This is a genomic window from Gemmobacter sp., from assembly GCF_016792925.1.
Lineage (GTDB): Bacteria > Pseudomonadota > Alphaproteobacteria > Rhodobacterales > Rhodobacteraceae > Gemmobacter.
Genome location: NZ_JAEULU010000333.1, coordinates 1 through 15,398, shown reverse-complemented (window position 1 = coordinate 15,398; position 15,398 = coordinate 1). Strand labels below are relative to the sequence as shown.

General features: G+C 66.8%; 19 protein-coding genes and 1 pseudogene. 10 read left to right on the top strand and 10 right to left on the bottom strand.

Annotation, left to right across the window (positions count from 1 at the left end; genetic code table 11):
- A pseudogene (locus tag JNN06_RS16510) lies at positions 1-699 on the bottom strand (two-component sensor histidine kinase); the annotation flags it as partial.
- Between the two features lie 50 nt (positions 700-749).
- Positions 750-1,004, bottom strand: coding sequence for an accessory factor UbiK family protein (locus tag JNN06_RS16505; RefSeq protein WP_291240687.1), 255 nt, complete (start codon positions 1,002-1,004; stop codon positions 750-752).
- 166 nt (positions 1,005-1,170) lie between these two features.
- On the opposite strand from JNN06_RS16505, the gene lgt reads away from it, so the two are divergent.
- The 4 genes from lgt (at position 1,171) to JNN06_RS16485 (ending at position 4,335) form a co-directional block, all read left to right on the top strand.
- Positions 1,171-2,091, top strand: a complete 921-nt coding sequence (gene lgt / locus JNN06_RS16500; protein WP_291240686.1) for a prolipoprotein diacylglyceryl transferase — start codon at positions 1,171-1,173, stop codon at positions 2,089-2,091.
- The gene (locus JNN06_RS16495) at positions 2,069-3,187 is read left to right on the top strand and encodes an SAM-dependent methyltransferase (protein WP_291240685.1); all 1,119 of its coding nucleotides are present in this window, start codon (positions 2,069-2,071) and stop codon (positions 3,185-3,187) included. Before lgt ends, JNN06_RS16495 begins: the two co-directional genes overlap by 23 nt.
- The gene (pgeF, locus tag JNN06_RS16490) at positions 3,168-3,926 is read left to right on the top strand and encodes a peptidoglycan editing factor PgeF (RefSeq protein ID WP_291240684.1); all 759 of its coding nucleotides are present in this window, start codon (positions 3,168-3,170) and stop codon (positions 3,924-3,926) included. The genes JNN06_RS16495 and pgeF overlap by 20 nt, the downstream gene beginning before the upstream one ends.
- A gap of 238 nt (positions 3,927-4,164) precedes the next feature.
- Complete coding sequence (locus JNN06_RS16485) at positions 4,165-4,335, top strand: hypothetical protein (RefSeq protein ID WP_291240683.1); 171 nt, start codon at positions 4,165-4,167, stop codon at positions 4,333-4,335.
- 534 nt (positions 4,336-4,869) lie between these two features.
- Here JNN06_RS16485 and JNN06_RS16480 read toward each other — a convergent pair.
- Positions 4,870-5,370, bottom strand: a complete 501-nt coding sequence (locus tag JNN06_RS16480; RefSeq protein ID WP_291240682.1) for an Lrp/AsnC family transcriptional regulator — start codon at positions 5,368-5,370, stop codon at positions 4,870-4,872.
- Between the two features lie 242 nt (positions 5,371-5,612).
- Between JNN06_RS16480 and trxB the strand changes: the two genes are divergently transcribed.
- A complete protein-coding gene (trxB, locus tag JNN06_RS16475; protein ID WP_291240681.1) occupies positions 5,613-6,551 on the top strand; it encodes a thioredoxin-disulfide reductase in 939 nt (312 codons plus the stop codon).
- Between the two features lie 17 nt (positions 6,552-6,568).
- Positions 6,569-7,033: a hypothetical protein gene (locus JNN06_RS16470; RefSeq protein ID WP_291240680.1), complete on the top strand. Its 465-nt coding sequence runs from the start codon at positions 6,569-6,571 to the stop codon at positions 7,031-7,033.
- A 155-nt stretch (positions 7,034-7,188) separates the two neighbouring features.
- On the opposite strand, the gene JNN06_RS16465 is transcribed toward JNN06_RS16470, so the two are convergent.
- Together JNN06_RS16465 and JNN06_RS16460 are read right to left on the bottom strand one after the other, a co-directional pair.
- Entirely contained in the window at positions 7,189-7,416 is a 228-nt protein-coding gene (locus JNN06_RS16465) for a DUF1150 family protein (protein WP_291240679.1), read from the bottom strand.
- A gap of 14 nt (positions 7,417-7,430) precedes the next feature.
- Positions 7,431-7,889, bottom strand: a complete 459-nt coding sequence (locus JNN06_RS16460; RefSeq protein WP_291240678.1) for an Hsp20 family protein — start codon at positions 7,887-7,889, stop codon at positions 7,431-7,433.
- Positions 7,890-8,117: 228 nt separating this feature from the next.
- On the opposite strand from JNN06_RS16460, the gene JNN06_RS16455 reads away from it, so the two are divergent.
- The 3 genes from JNN06_RS16455 to JNN06_RS16445 all read left to right on the top strand — a co-directional run bounded on the left by JNN06_RS16455 (position 8,118) and on the right by JNN06_RS16445 (position 9,997).
- Entirely contained in the window at positions 8,118-8,336 is a 219-nt protein-coding gene (locus JNN06_RS16455) for a DUF465 domain-containing protein (protein WP_291240677.1), read from the top strand.
- Positions 8,337-8,448: 112 nt separating this feature from the next.
- Positions 8,449-8,934 (top strand): 5-(carboxyamino)imidazole ribonucleotide mutase, encoded by a 486-nt coding sequence (gene purE, locus JNN06_RS16450; RefSeq protein ID WP_291240676.1) that lies wholly within the window; start codon positions 8,449-8,451, stop codon positions 8,932-8,934.
- Entirely contained in the window at positions 8,927-9,997 is a 1,071-nt protein-coding gene (locus tag JNN06_RS16445) for a 5-(carboxyamino)imidazole ribonucleotide synthase (protein ID WP_291240675.1), read from the top strand. The genes purE and JNN06_RS16445 overlap by 8 nt, the downstream gene beginning before the upstream one ends.
- Before the next feature lie 325 nt (positions 9,998-10,322).
- Here JNN06_RS16445 and JNN06_RS16440 read toward each other — a convergent pair whose 3' ends face one another.
- A complete protein-coding gene (locus tag JNN06_RS16440; protein ID WP_291240674.1) occupies positions 10,323-10,676 on the bottom strand; it encodes a hypothetical protein in 354 nt (117 codons plus the stop codon).
- A 70-nt stretch (positions 10,677-10,746) separates the two neighbouring features.
- Here JNN06_RS16440 and JNN06_RS16435 point away from each other — a divergent pair, with 70 nt between their 5' ends.
- Positions 10,747-11,487, top strand: a complete 741-nt coding sequence (locus tag JNN06_RS16435) for a DeoR/GlpR family DNA-binding transcription regulator (protein WP_291240673.1) — start codon at positions 10,747-10,749, stop codon at positions 11,485-11,487.
- Between the two features lie 4 nt (positions 11,488-11,491).
- Here the strand turns inward: JNN06_RS16435 and JNN06_RS16430 are convergent, their stop codons facing one another.
- The 4 genes from JNN06_RS16430 to groES all read right to left on the bottom strand — a co-directional run bounded on the left by JNN06_RS16430 (position 11,492) and on the right by groES (position 15,067).
- Entirely contained in the window at positions 11,492-11,902 is a 411-nt protein-coding gene (locus tag JNN06_RS16430) for a low affinity iron permease family protein (protein WP_291240672.1), read from the bottom strand.
- Positions 11,899-12,966: a putative zinc-binding metallopeptidase gene (locus JNN06_RS16425; protein WP_291240671.1), complete on the bottom strand. Its 1,068-nt coding sequence runs from the start codon at positions 12,964-12,966 to the stop codon at positions 11,899-11,901. Before JNN06_RS16425 ends, JNN06_RS16430 begins: the two co-directional genes overlap by 4 nt.
- Positions 12,967-13,075: 109 nt before the next feature.
- Positions 13,076-14,713: a chaperonin GroEL gene (gene groL / locus JNN06_RS16420; protein WP_291240670.1), complete on the bottom strand. Its 1,638-nt coding sequence runs from the start codon at positions 14,711-14,713 to the stop codon at positions 13,076-13,078.
- Positions 14,714-14,779: 66 nt separating this feature from the next.
- Positions 14,780-15,067 carry a co-chaperone GroES gene (gene groES / locus JNN06_RS16415; protein ID WP_291240669.1) on the bottom strand — a complete coding sequence of 96 codons (288 nt, stop codon included), beginning with the start codon at positions 15,065-15,067 and terminating at the stop codon, positions 14,780-14,782.
- Between the last annotated feature and the right edge of the window lie 331 nt (positions 15,068-15,398).

Here is a 15,398-nt window from a genome sequence, read left to right as displayed (position 1 = left end):
CGCCAGCACCTGCCGCTCCAGCTCGGCGCGCTGGCGGGCAATCATCGCGCTGCCCCGCGCCACGATCCCCCACAGCGCCAGCCCGATGCCGCCAAACACCGCCGCCACCGTGGCCCAGCTGCGCCGCCGCGCCTGCGCAATGTCTTCCAGCAGACCATCGGCGCGCTCATAGAACTCGATCACCCCGATCACCCGGCCCGACCAGACCTCGCGCACCGGGCTGTAAATCTCCAGCAAGCGCAGGCCCAGCGCCGCCTCGCCCACATTCTCCGCGGCATCCAGCTCTGACAGCTCCGCCGCCACCTGCCCGGCCCAGGCCTGCCGCAAATGGCCATCCACCGCGAAACGCTGCCCCACCAGCCGGTGATCCGAGGCATCGACAATCAGCCCGTCAGGCTTCCAGATCTTGTAAGACACCACCCGCTCGCCCAGCGCGGTCGCGCCGAACACCTCATCCAGCGCCCGATGCGCCAAAGGGCTCAGCTCGTCACTCGCCGCAAGATCCTGGCTTAGCGGCGAGATGAAACTTTCCATATACAGCGCCGTGGCATTGGCCCAGTTGCGCACCACCGTATCCTCGATGCGCAAGGCCACCCATTGCCCGACCACCAGCATGGCGATCAGCATGACCACGCCGCCCGCAAGGGCGAATTGCGCCGAGAGCGAGGCCTCGCGCCAGGGAGAGATCAGGCGTTTCATGACCCCGTTCTAGCGCGGCAAAGGCCGCGCCGATACGGGCCAAGGTCGGATCACTTCTTCTTGTCGGCTTTCGCTTCCAAGGCGGCCAGCCGGGCCGAAAGCGCCTCGTTTTCCTCGCGGGCCTTCTGGGCCATGGCGCGCACCGCGTCGAATTCCTCGCGGCTGACGAAATCCCGATCAGCCAGCCAGCGGTCCATCAGGCTTTTCACCGCCGTCTCGGCCTCGGTCTTCGCGCCCTGCGCCACGCCCATGGCATTGGTCATCAGCTGCGAGATGTCGTCGAGGATCTTGGCGCGGGTCTGCATGGGAAAACTCCTGTCCGTTGCTGCCTATATGCGGTGCGCGCGGCCTGCCTGCAAGGGGCTGCGCCGTCGCAGCCTGCGGGACCAGGCGCTGCCCGGCAAGTTGATGCCCCCTCTGTTGACAATGCCCCGGCCCCGCCCGACAACCAGACCAAAGCCGGAGACCCGCATGAGCATCCCCTTCCCCGAAATCTCGCCCGAGATCTTCGCGATCGACCTGTTCGGCCTCCATCTGGCGCTGCGCTGGTATGCGCTGGCCTATATCGCGGGGCTGTTGATCGGCTGGCAGCTGGTGCTGCGCGCGATCCGCATGCCGCGCCTCTGGCCCGGCACGCCGCCGCTCACGCCCGAGCAACTGGACCGCCTGCTCACCTGGATCATCCTTGGCGTGGTGATCGGCGGGCGTCTGGGCTTTGTGCTGTTTTACCAGCCGGGCTATTACCTCAGCCACCCGGCGGAAATTCTGAAGGTTTATGAAGGCGGTATGTCCTTTCATGGCGGCTTCCTGGGCGTGGTGGTGGCGGGGCTGGTCTTCTGTCGGCGCGAGGGCCTCGCGCCCCTCTCCATCGCCGATCTGCTGGCGATTGCCGCGCCCGTGGGCCTGTTCCTCGGGCGCATCGCCAATTTCATCAATGCCGAGCTTTGGGGCCGCGCTACCACCCTGCCCTGGGGCGTGGTCTTCCCGACGCTTTGCACCGATCCCGCCAGACAAGGCTGCCCCACCCCCGGCGCATGGGTCTATGCCGCCGGCGAACCCGCCCGCCATCCCAGCCAGCTTTACGAGGCGGGGCTCGAGGGCCTGTTGCTGGGAATTGTGCTGTTCTGGCTGGCCTTCCGGGCGCGCAGCGCCTTCCACCGCCCCGGCCTGATCGCCGGAACCTTCTTCGCGGGCTATGGGCTGGCCCGCTTCATGGTGGAATTCCTCCGCCAACCGGATGCGCAATTCATCACATCGGACAATCCTCTGGGTCTCTACCTCCATCTGAATGGCTACGGGCTGACAGCCGGGCAGCTGCTGTCGCTGCCCATGATCCTCGCCGGAGCTTACTTTATCGTTAAGGCCCGCCATGCCGCCGCCCAACCCGCTTGAGGCCCTGCTGATCCGCCGCATCCGCGCCACCGGCCCGCTCACGCTGGCCGATTACATGGCCGAATGCCTGCTGCACCCCGAACACGGCTATTACACCACCCGCCCACCCTTCGGGCTGGAGGGCGATTTCATCACCGCGCCCGAGATCAGCCAGATGTTCGGCGAGCTGCTGGGCCTTTGCCTTGCGCAATACTGGCTCGACCATGGCCGCCCCGAGGCTTTCACCCTGGCCGAGCTTGGCCCCGGGCGCGGCACGCTGATGGCCGATGTGCTGCGCGCCACGCGCGGCGTGCCGGGCTTTCACGCGGCGGCCCGCGTCACGCTGGTCGAGGCCTCGCCCCGCCTGCGCGACCAGCAACGCAGCCTTCTGTGCGCCCACCCCGTCAGCTGGCTCGACACGCCCGACCAGCTGCCCGAGGCGCCGCTCTACCTCATCGCCAACGAATTCTTCGACGCCCTGCCGATCCGCCAGTTCACCCGCGACGCGCGCGGCTGGCGCGAAACCGTGGTCACCGCCACCGACCGCCTCGCCTATGCCCGCACGCCCCCCGCGCCCGTCGCGGCGCTGGATTACCGCCTGCACGACACCATCCCCGGCGAGATCGTGGAGACCTGCGCCGCCGCCGCCGCCATCACCCAAGGCCTCGCCGCCCGCATCGCGCGGCAGGGCGGGCTGGCCCTGATCCTCGATTATGGCGGCTGGCACGCGCGCGGCGACACGTTTCAGGCCCTGCGCCACCACGCCTTCGCCGATCCGCTGCAAAACCCCGGCGAGGCCGACCTCACCGCCCATGTCGATTTCGCCGCGCTGGCCGAGGCGGCAAGCCCCTGCCATATCCGCTACACCACCCAGGGTGCGCTGCTCGCCAATCTGGGCATCGCCGCCCGCGCGGCCACCCTGGCGCAACGGCTCGACGGCCCGGCGCTGGAGAGCCATCACGCCGCCACGCGCCGCTTGACCGACCCCGCAGAAATGGGGACGCTGTTCAAGGCGCTGGCGCTCTTTGCCCCCGGCGCCGCGCCGCCCGCCGGGTTCCCGACCGAGCCGCCGCCCTCAGCCCATTCGCAGGATCGCCATGCCCCTATCCGCCCTTGAAATCCTGACCTCTGACGCGCTGGAGGGCGTGGCCCACGGCTTCTTCACCCGCAAGGGCGGGGCCTCCTCCGGTATCTTTGCCGGGCTGAATTGCGGCACCGGCTCCTCCGATCTGGCCGAGGTGGTGCAGATCAACCGCGCCCGCGTGGCCGAGGCGATGGGCGGCCCGCTGATCACCGTGCATCAGGTGCATTCGCCGGATGTGGCCACCATCACCGGCCCGCATCAGGGCTCCGTGCCCGAGGCCGATGCCATGGTCACCGCCACGCCCGGTCTGGTGCTGGGCATCCTGACCGCCGATTGCCAGCCCGTGCTGTTTGCGGATCGCGCGGCGGGCGTCGTCGGCGCCGCCCATGCCGGCTGGCGCGGCACCCGCGATGGCGTGCTGGAGGCGACGCTGGAGGCCATGGAGGCGCTTGGCGCCCGACGCCCCGACATCACCGCCGTCATCGGCCCCACCATCAGCCAGGCCGCCTATGAGGTCGGCCCGGAATTCGTCTATGCCTTCACCGATGACGACCGCGAGGCCGCGCGCTTCTTCGCGCAAGGCAAGGACGACCGCGCGCTGTTCGACCTGCCGGCCTATGCGCTGTGGCGGCTGCGCGCGGCGGGCGTGGGCCATGCCGAATGGACGCGGCACTGCACCTATCGCGACCCCGCGCGATTCTATTCCTACCGCCGCACCACCCATGCGGCCGAGGCCGATTACGGGCGCCTGATCTCCTGCATCCGGCTCTGATTGCGGCAAGATCGTGGCGGATTGCCGGGCGCTTTGGCAACAATCCCGGCGCCAACCCCGGATTTTCGTCGAAAATCCGCAGTTTCGCCCGGCCCGACCCGGCGCCCCGCGCTGCCCGGCATTTTACGAAAAATGCCACATTCCCCGCCAAAGCGCGCCGCATTGCGCGGGCATCCTTCTCTCAAGGCCGAAAGGTCACCCGCCCGAAACGGCACAGATCGAGCAGACAGGACACGCCATGAAGAAAGACCGCCGCTGGCTCAAATCCGCCATCGCCACCGCCAGCACCACCGAGGTGGTGATGCCCTGGACCCGCGGCCAGCGCCGCCGCCCCGAAGCGATGATGGCCGAAGCGCTGAAAGCCCAGCCCGCCAAACCCGCCGCCAGCCAGGCCAACGCGGCGCGCTGACCCCTCCCCCTCTGCCTTTCCCTCAGGGGCCGCAGCCAAGCCCGGCGCGGCCCCTGATCATTTTCTGATTCGGGGTTAACGGGCAAATCTGCCTGGCCCCGCCACCATGATTTCGCCTCAAACCGGCGCGATTGCGCGGCGCGGCGCAACAATCTGCCCAAATCCCTCGGCCCTGCCGCCGCCCCGGCGACAAAAGTGAAATAACTTTGACAGGCCGCCCCGCTTTCGCCATCTTTGCCTTACAGCGATCCAAATCCGGGTTGACTGGATCGGGCAGCGGCGCGGTAAGACCTCGGGAACACTCCCTGGCACCCCCTGTTCGAGGCCGAGTGTCCTTTCGGCCTCAGGTTCGTGTGTGTGCTCTAGACGGGCGGCCCTGCTGAGACCCTCTGCTCAGCGCCAAGGGCCGCCTGTTCAGCTTCCGGCGCCCCCCAACAGCCCGCGCAAACAGAAACCCGCCCCTCCAACAAAAAACCGCCCCGCCCAACAAAAAAACCGCCCCGAAGGGCAGCCTTGCGTCAAGCTTGGCCCCTTTCAGGCCGAGCGGTTCAGCCGCTCTTCCAGCACATCGAAGGGCAGGCCCGGCTCGTCCTTGGCGCAGCGGATCACCAGGCTGGTATTCTCGCTGGCGACATTCTCGGCTTTCAGCAGGGCGCCGGTCAGAAAGCTCTGGAAGCTCGACAGATCGGGCGCCACGCATTTCAGGATGAAGTCGATCTCGCCATTCAGCATATGGCACTCACGCACCAGAGGCCAGTTGCGGCAGCGCTCCTCAAAGGCCGAGAGATCGCTTTCCGCCTGGCTGTGCAGCCGCACCATGGCGAAAACCGCCACTTCAAACCCCAGCTCGCGGGCGTCCACATCGGCGTGATAGCCGCGAATATAGCCCGCCTCTTCCAGCGTGCGCACCCGCCGCAGGCAGGGCGGCGCCGAGATGCCCACCCGCTTGGCAAGCTCGACATTGGTCATGCGCCCATCGGCCTGCAATTCGGCCAGAATGTGACGGTCGATCGGGTCCAGCCGCGATCCGGCCATGGGATGTATCCTTGTTGCTCTCGCGCCGATGCTGGCAGGGCCCGGCGTCTCCTTGGCGCGGACATTAGGATTATATGCCGGATTGCGCAATATTCTTTCGCAAATCCGACCCAAGGCGATACGAAGCCGCCCGCGCGCCCCCGATTTTTCGCCGAAAAATCGCCACCCTGCCCAACGGCCAAACGCATTTGCCCTTCGCGCCCGCGCTGCCTATATGAACCTGACAGATTCAAGAGGACATCATGGGCGAGACGCGTCACACCAAGGTTCTGATCATCGGCTCCGGCCCGGCGGGCTATACGGCGGCGGTCTATTCCGCCCGCGCCATGCTGGAGCCGATCCTCGTGCAGGGCCTGCAACCGGGCGGCCAGCTTACCATCACCACCGAGGTCGAGAACTGGCCGGGCGACACCCATGTGCAAGGCCCCGACCTGATGGTGCGGATGGAAGAACATGCCCGCGCCATGGGGGCCGAGATCATCTCCGATTACATCTCCGCGCTTGACCTCTCCAAACGCCCCTTCACCGCCACCGCCGACAGCGGCACCACCTATACCGCCGATGCGGTCATCCTCGCCACCGGCGCGCAGGCCAAATGGCTGGGCCTGCCGTCGGAGGAAACCTTCAAGGGCTTCGGCGTCTCGGCCTGCGCCACTTGCGACGGGTTCTTCTATCGCGGCAAGGAGGTGGTGTTGATCGGCGGCGTCAATACAGCCGTCGAGGAAGCGCTGTTCCTCACCAATTTCGCCACCAAGGTCACGCTGATCCACCGCCGCGATACCTTGCGCGCCGAAAAGATCATGCAGGACCGCCTGTTCAAGCACCCCAAGATCGAGATGCTGTGGAACCATGAGGTGACCGAGGTGTTGGGCGACACCGCCCCGCGCGGCGTCACCGCCGTGCGCGCCCGCAATGTGCAGACCGGCGAAACCCGCGACGTGCCCTGCGCGGGCTTCTTCGTCGCCATCGGCCATGCCCCGGCCTCGGAACTGGTGAAAGACCAGTTGGAGCTGCACAATGGCGGCTATGTGAAGGTCGAGGCAGGCACCACCCGCACCTCCATCCCCGGCGTATTCGCCGCAGGAGACCTGACCGACCACGTCTACCGCCAGGCCATCACCAGCGCCGGCATGGGCTGCATGGCCGCGCTGGACGCCGAGCGCTTCCTCGCGGGCCACTGAAACGAGGGAGCCGGGCCATGCTGCGGCGGTCAGAGGTGTTCCTTGCCGCCTATGCCCTTTGGCTGGTCGGGCTTGGCCTGCTCAGCACCCGTCTCCCGCCGCGCCATGGGCTGACCCTGCCGGGCCTCGCCCTCATGCTGCTGCCGCTGGTCATCGCCCTTTGGCGCGACCACCGCGCCCGCTTGGCGCGCGGCGAGCTGCCCTGGTGGCAGGGGGAACCGCTGCTGCCCTCCCACCTGATCGCGCGCGCCATGGTGTTCGTCGGCCTCGCCAACACGACCGAGACCGAACATAACCCGCAGAAAATCTTGGGCATCCGGGGGCCACAGGGTCAGGTCATCGCCTATGGTGGCGCCATGGCCTGCCTGGTGATCGCCGCCAAAAGCGACGGAACCGGCCAGCTTGCGGGCCTCGGCTTCCTGATTCTGCTGATCCTCGCCGCGCATTTCACCGGACGCCGGACCAAGACCAGACATTTCTAGCCCCCATAACGACAAACGGCGCCCCTGCGGCGCCGTTCTTCTTTGGATACTTAAGCCAAGGTGAATGAGGGCCCGCGCTTTCATCTTGGCCCAAATATCCCCGCCGGAGGCTCCGACATCAGCCCCCCGCGCGGCATATCACACCATGCGCCCAGTCAATGCGCATTCACCGGCGCCAGATCATTCTGCCGCGCCAGCGCAAAGGCCATGTCGCGGTCGCGCACCAAGGCCAGCCGCTCGCCATCCGGGCGATGCAGCGCATAGAGCCGGTCCAGCCCCTCGGCCTGCGCCTGAATTTCCGCGGGCAGTTCCGCCACGGCGACCGGGCGCACATAGACGATGCGGCCCTCGGCCTCGGGCAGGAAATTCACTTTCGTTTCCATAGCAGGCTCCCTTCTCACTTGGCCTCGATGCGCTTCACCGGCGGCGGCGGCGCGTCGCTGGCGCGGCCCGACCGGATCGGGATCGTCTGCACCACTGTCTCCGGCACCACCCGGCGCAAGTCGATATGCAGCAGCCCGTGTTCCATATGAGCGCCGCCCACCTCGACCCCGTCGGCCAGCACGAAGCTGCGCTGGAAGGCCCGGCTGGCGATGCCGCGATGCAGCCAGACCCGTTCGGCGCTGTCATCGACCTGACGGCCCCGGATCACCAGCTGGCGATCCTCCACCGTGATGGCCAGCTCTTCCTCGCGGAAGCCCGCGACGGCCAGCGTGATGCGATAGGCGTTTTCGGTCACCGCCTCGATGTTGAAGGGCGGATAGCCGTCACCGGATTTGGCGGTGCGCTCGACCAGCCGTTCCAGCTGTTCAAAGCCGAGCAGATAGGGATGGGCCCCGAAACTGATCTTTGTCATCTCGTGTCCTTGGCAAAAGCGACAACTTGCGCCCCGGCCCCTGCGGGCACCGTGGCATAAGGCCAATATGGGGCGCGCGCCCGCGCCGCGCAAGACCACCCGCCTTTAACCTTTCGCCGCAAATCAAGGCAGATTTCTTCCCAAAGCACGGAAAAATCGGTATATTTGGCGGATAAGGGCCGACTCGAACCACGCCACCTGCCCCGTTCTCCCGCTCAGGAAGCTGCCATGAATGCGTCGATGGAACTCAATCTGGACGAGATGCTGCGCATCAAGCTGGAGGTCCTGCGCCGCGAGCATCGCGATCTGGACGAGGCGATTGCCGCGCTGGAGCGGAACGCCCGCCCCGATCAGCTGACCCTGCGCCGCCTGAAAAAGCAAAAGCTGAGCCTGAAGGATCAGATCGTGAAGATCGAGGATCAACTGATCCCCGACATCATCGCCTGACGGACCCGATCGCCTGACGGACCTGATCACCTGCCTGACGCGATCACCTGACCGAGCCGCTTGCCCCCCGCCCCCTGCCGCGCTAAAGCGCCTGCAAACCAAGGGGGATGCCATGGCCGTTGACGTTGGAATCATCATGGGCAGCCAGTCCGACTGGCCAACGATGCGCGAGGCCGCCACCGTGCTGGAGGAACTTGGCATTTCCTACGAGGCCAGGATCGTCAGCGCCCACCGCACCCCCGACCGGCTCTGGACCTATGGCAAGACCGCCGCCGAACGCGGCCTCAAGGTCATCATCGCGGGCGCGGGCGGCGCGGCGCATCTGCCCGGCATGATGGCCTCGAAGACCCGCATCCCGGTGGTCGGCGTGCCAGTGCAGACCAAGGCGCTGTCCGGCGTCGACAGCCTCTATTCGATCGTGCAGATGCCCAAGGGCTTTCCCGTCGCCACCATGGCGATCGGCGCGGCCGGGGCCGCCAATGCGGGGCTGATGGCCGCTGGCATTCTGGCGATTTCCGACCCGGCGCTGGCCGCGCGCCTCGATGCCTGGCGCGACGCCCTCTCCGCCTCCATCCCCGAGGAGCCCTCCGATGTCTGACCTCCTCCCCCCCGGCTCCGTCATCGGCATCTTGGGCGGCGGGCAACTGGGCCGCATGCTCTCGGTCGCGGCCTCGCGTCTGGGCTATCTGACCCATATCTACGAGCCAGCCGCCAACCCGCCCGCAGGCCATGTCGCCGACCGGGTGACGACGGCCAGCTATGACGACGCAGACAGCCTCCGCGCCTTCGCGGCCTCGGTCGATGTCATCTCCTATGAATTCGAGAACGTGCCCACCGCCGCGCTCGACCTGCTGGAAGCCGCCAAGCCCATCCGCCCGAACCGCCGCGCCTTGGCCATCAGCCAGGACCGCATCGCCGAGAAAGATTTCCTCACCGGCCTCGGCCTCACCTGCGCCCCCTATGCCGCCGTCAGCGACATGGCCTCGCTGCAAGCGGCCATCGCGCAGGTCGGCACACCCGCCATCCTGAAAACCACCCGGCTGGGCTATGACGGCAAGGGCCAGGCCCGGTTGCGCAGCGCCGATGATGCCGAAGCCGCGCTCGCCGCCATGAACGGCGCCCCCGCCGTGCTGGAAGGCTTCATCAGCTTCAGCCACGAGGTCTCGGTCATCGCCGCCCGCAGCCTCGATGGCGCGGTCGCCTGCTATGACCCCGGCGAGAATGTGCATAAGGATGGCATCCTGCACAGCACCACCCTGCCCGCCAATCTCAGCCTCGCGCAACGCACCGATGCCGTGCTGCTGGCCGCCCGCATCCTCAATGCGCTGGAGTATGTGGGCGTGATGGGGGTGGAACTGTTCGTGACACCCAAGGGCCTGATCGTGAACGAGATCGCCCCGCGCGTCCACAATTCCGGCCATTGGACCCAGAATGGCTGCGCCGTCGACCAGTTTGAACAACATATCCGCGCCGTCACCGGCTGGCCCCTGGGCGATGGCAGCCGCCATTCCGATGTGGTGATGGAAAACCTGATCGGCGACGACATCCTGCGCGTGCCGCAGATCGCCGCCGAGAAACACGCGGCCCTGCACCTCTACGGCAAACACGAGGCCCGCCCGGGCCGCAAGATGGGCCATGTAAACCGCGTGATCCCGAAATAAGGGGCGTCCCTCGGGGGCATACGAGCCCCCTCGGCCCGCATTGCCATGGCCTGCCGCCCCGCCACCGCCCGCCCGGTTGCGGCGCTTGGGCGGGGCGGGCGGATCTGGATATTTGGATCAGGTTGAAGAACAAGCCGCGCGCGCCCCTTCAACCTGACGCAAATATCCTCAGGGGGTGAATTGCGCGCGAGCGCCCCCTGCCCGGCCCGAGGCCAAGGCGCTCGGCTCACCAGGCCCCAGACATACCCCCCGCTTTCATCTTGGCCCAAATATCCTCGGGGGTGAGGCCTGAAAAGCCGAGGGGGCGCGAGCGCCCCCTGTTCCGTCAGGCATGGGGCACCTCCGCCAGATCCTGCCAGACCGGGAGGCCGCGCGCCCTGGCGCGGCGCACGTCCTCATCGGCGCCCGCCGAGGCGCCGGGCAGGCGCAGCACGCCGCCGCAGGCCTCCAGCAGGCGATGCGCCACGGGGTGCATCACAGCGTCATACAGCGCCCCGCCAATCGGCCCCCCGCCCGCCCCGCGCAGCACCGGCAGCGCCGCCCATTCGCCGATCATCGGCACATGCCCCTTCTGGAAGATCGGCCAGGCCGCCGCCTCCAGCCGCGCCAGGTTTTCGGCCATCTTCGCCGGGTCATCGCCGGTGCCGCTGCGATAGGGGCCTGCAATCAGGATCATCATGCTGTCTCTCCGTGCTTGATTGCGCGAAGCTGCACGTTTATTCTGATTCGTGCAATATCAAGGATTCGCCATGCTGACCCAGGATCGCAAAGCCCTGCTGCTGGACCGGCTCGCCCGCGACGGGCGCCTGATCGCCGCCGATCTGGCCACCGAACTCGCGCTGTCCGAGGACACGATCCGCCGCGACCTGCGCGATCTGGCGGCCGAGGGGCGGCTCTTGCGGGTGCATGGCGGCGCGCTGCCGCTCTCGCCCACCCATGCGCCCGTCGCCACCCGCCAGTCGCTGCATCCGCGTGCCAAATCGGCGCTGGCCCAGGCCGCGGCGGGCCTCATCCGCCCCGGCCAGATCGTGCTGATGGATGGCGGCACCACCCATCTGGCCCTTGTTGCGCGCCTGCCGCCCGGCCTTGCCTGCACCATCGTCACCCATGCCCCGGCCATCGCCGCCGCGCTGGAGCCCTTTCCCGCCATCGAGATTCTGCTGATCGGCGGCCCCATCCTGCGGCTGTCCATGGTCGCCACCGGCACGCAGGCCACCGAAAGCTATGCCGCCATCCGCGCCGATCTGTGCTTTCTGGGCGTCACCGGGCTGCATCCCGAAACCGGCCTCACCACCGGCCACCCCGAGGAGGCGCAGCTCAAGGCCCGCATGATCCGCTCTGCCGCCGAAACCGTGGTTCTGGCCACGCCCGACAAGCTGGGCGCCACCTCGCCCTTCCGCATCGCCCCGCTGGAGGCCGCCAGCACGCTGGTCACCCCCGGCCCGGCGCCCGACTGGCTGCCCGCCAGCACGCGCTACCTTCAGGCCTGAGCGCTTATGCCTCCGGCGTGTCGGTATCGGCCTCGCCACGCTCCAGCCGCCCGCGCGCCTGCCGCGCCAGCGCCTCATAGCGGGCGCGGAACCCCTCCAGCTGCCGCTCCTCCAGCTCCTCCAGATCCAGCAGCGCGTTATGCGCGCCCTGCGTCGCCCGGATCAGCTCGTCCAGCTTCAGCTGGATCGCCGCCGTGTCGCGGTTCTGGGTGTTCTGGATCAGGAACACCATCAGAAAGGTCACGATGGTCGTGCCGGTATTGATCACCAATTGCCAGGTGTCCGAAAAGCCGAACAGCGGCCCGGTCAGCACCCAGACCACGATGGTGCCCACTGCCAGCAGAAAGCTCGCCTGCCGCCCGCAGAGCCGCGCCACCTGTTTCGAGATGCTGCCATAGCGCTCCGACAGGCTCATGCCCCCGCCCCCCGCAGCAGATCATGGATGAAGCGCAGCTTGCCCTGCACCGGCTCGGGCATCAGGAACGGATAGGCATCCGGCTGCCCCATGGAGCGGTTCAGCGCGTTCAGCGCCACGCAAAGCGGGGTCCAGGCGCCCAGAAGCCGCTGGAACTGGCGGCTGCGATAGGGGTCAAAGTCGATCTCGGCCGACAATTCGCCCGCATCCACCCCCGGATCGGTGGACAGCCCGAAACTCGCCGCCGTATCCAGCGTATCGACGATATGCAGATAATGCGCCCAGGTTTCCGCCCAATCCTCCCAAGGGTGCATGGTGGCATAGGCGCTGACGAATGCGCCCTCCCAGCCCGCAGGCGCGCCGGTCTCGTAATGCCGCTGCAAAGCCTCGCCATAGGGCACGGCGGTTTCATCGCCAAACACCGCCCGAAACCCCGCCAGCCGCGCCGGATCGTCGCGGATCAGGATGTCCCAGTAATAATGCCCGATCTCATGGCGAAAATGCCCCAAAAGCGTGCGGTACGGCTCGCCCATCTGCATGCGCAGCGCCTCGCGTGCCGCGTCATCGGCCTCGGCCAGCGACAGCGTGACCAGCCCGGTGGCATGGCCGGTCATCACCGGGGCGGCCTGATCCTCGGGCGCGAGGAAGTCGAACATCAAAGGCTGCACATGACCACTGCCCGGCAGCGGCAGGGGCAGGCCCAGCCGCATCAACCCATGGATCAGGCGGCGCTTCGCCACCTCCACCTTTTGCCAGCGCGCGTGATTGTCGGGGTCCGACAGGTCGGGCACGGTGCGGTTATGGGCGCAGGCCCGGCACAGGCTGCCCGCGCCCTCGGGCAGCACCCAGTTGCAGCCGCTGCGCTCCCAGTTCTCGCAAAAGCGCAACAGCTGCCCCGGCAGGCTGTCGCTGACCCACACCGCCCCCTCGGGCCGCAGCGCCAGCATCGCGCCCGCCTCCGCCCCCGCTTCCGGCTGAAAGCCGACCTGCTGGCCGCAACCCAGACAGACCGTGTTCTCGAAATGCAGGACTTGCCCGCAGGAGCCACATTTGAACAGCTGCACGCGCCACCCCCTGATCCGATTGCCGCCACCCTCGCGCGGAGGCTGCCCGAGTCGCAATGAAAAAGGGCGCCCGAAGGCGCCCTTTCCCGTACCCTGTGGAAGGCCTGGATCAGAAATCCATGCCGCCCATGCCGCCGCCGCCGGGCATGGCGGGGGCCGATTTGTCAGCCGGCTTGTCAGCGATCATCGCCTCGGTGGTGATCAGCAGCGAAGCCACCGAAGCCGCGTTTTCCAGCGCGGTGCGGGTGACTTTCGCCGGGTCGATCACGCCGAAGCCGAACATGTCGCCATATTCCTCGGTCTGGGCGTTGAAGCCGAAGGACAGCGAGTCCGATTCGCGGATCTTGCCCGCCACGACAGCGCCATCAACGCCCGAGTTTTCCGAGATCTGACGCACCGGCGCTTCCAGCGCGCGGCGGATGATCGCGATACCCACGTCCTGATCAGCGTTCGCGCCTTTCAGGCCTTCCAGCGCCTTGGTGGCCTGCACGAGGGCCACGCCGCCGCCGACCACGATGCCTTCCTGCACGGCAGCGCGGGTGGCGTTCAGCGCGTCATCCACGCGGTCCTTGCGCTCTTTCACTTCGACCTCGGTCGCACCGCCGACGCGGATCACCGCAACGCCGCCAGCCAGTTTGGCCACGCGCTCTTGCAGCTTTTCACGGTCGTAATCGCTGGTGGTCTCTTCGATCTGGGTGCGGATCTGGGCCACGCGGGCTTCGATCTCGGCCTTCTCGCCAGCACCGTCCACGATGGTGGTGTTGTCCTTGTTGATCGAGACTTTCTTGGCGCGGCCGAGCATGTCGATGGTGACATTCTCCAGCTTCATGCCCAGATCGTCGCTGATCACCTGACCGCCGGTCAGGATGGCGATGTCTTGCAGCATGGCCTTGCGGCGATCCCCGAAGCCCGGCGCCTTGACAGCCGCGATCTTCAGACCGCCACGCAGCTTGTTGACGACCAGCGTGGCCAGAGCCTCGCCTTCCACGTCTTCGGCCACGATGATCAGCGGGCGCTGCGACTGGATCACGGCTTCCAGCAGCGGGACCATCGGTTGCAGCGACGAGAGCTTCTTCTCGTGCAGCAGGATCAGCGCGTCTTCCAGCTCGGCAACCATCTTGTCCGGGTTGGTGACGAAATAGGGCGACAGGTAGCCGCGGTCGAACTGCATGCCTTCGACGACCTCGACCGAGGTCTCCATGCCCTTGTTCTCTTCGACGGTGATCACGCCTTCATTGCCGACGCGCTGCATCGCTTCGGCGATCTGACGGCCGATCGAGGCTTCGCCATTGGCCGAAATGGTGCCGACTTGCGCGACTTCCTCGCTGTCCTTCACCGGACGCGAGGCGGATTTGATGGCTTCCACGACTTTCGAGGTGGCCAGATCAATGCCGCGCTTCAGGTCCATCGGGTTCAGACCGGCGGCGACCGATTTCAGGCCTTCCTTGATGATGGCCTGCGCCAGCACGGTGGCGGTGGTGGTGCCGTCACCGGCTTCGTCATTGGTGCGCGACGCCACTTCTTTCACGAGCTGGGCGCCCATGTTCTCGAACTTGTCGGCCAGCTCGATTTCCTTGGCAACCGACACACCGTCCTTGGTGATGCGCGGGGCGCCAAAGGATTTTTCGATGACCACATTGCGGCCTTTCGGGCCGAGGGTCACCTTCACCGCATCGGCGAGAATGTTCACGCCACGCAGCATGCGGTCGCGGGCATCGGTTTCAAACTTGACGTCTTTAGCAGCCATGTGCTTGCTCCAGTGTCTGAAATTTCAGGGATGGCGCGCGGGTTCCGCGCAGCCGGAAAGGCGTTCTCAGGCGATGATGCCGAGAATGTCGCTTTCCTTCATGATGAGCAGCTCTTGCCCGTCGAGGGTCACTTCGGTGCCCGACCATTTGCCGAACAGCACGCGGTCGCCGGTCTTGACGGTCGGCGCGATCAGCTCGCCCGAATCCTTGCGGGCGCCCTCGCCCACAGCCACGATCTCGCCCTCAGCGGGCTTTTCCTTGGCGGTGTCGGGGATGATCAGGCCGCCCTTGGTCTTTTCGTCGCTCTGGACGCGTTTGACCAGCACACGGTCATGCAGCGGTTTGAAAGCCATCTGGTAACACTCCCTCGGTTTCCAGTTTGAAATCTGATTAGCACTCACTTCCAGCGAGTGCCAATGCCCGGAGAGTTAGGCAGAGCGCGCGCGGCTGTCAACTGGCGCAGCCGCAAATTTTCGCCGAAAATTTGCAATCCCCACACCCCAAATTTTCGCCGAAAATTTGCAGCCCGCCTTCCGCCGCGCGGCGCGATATGCCACGCTGGGTGCATGACAATTTTTCGCATTTTCCCCGCAATCTGCCTTGCTTTCACCCTTGCCACCGCCCCCGCCGCCGCGCGCTGCGCCGGCGAGGATCTGCTGGCGAGCCTCCCCGCCCCCGAGGCCT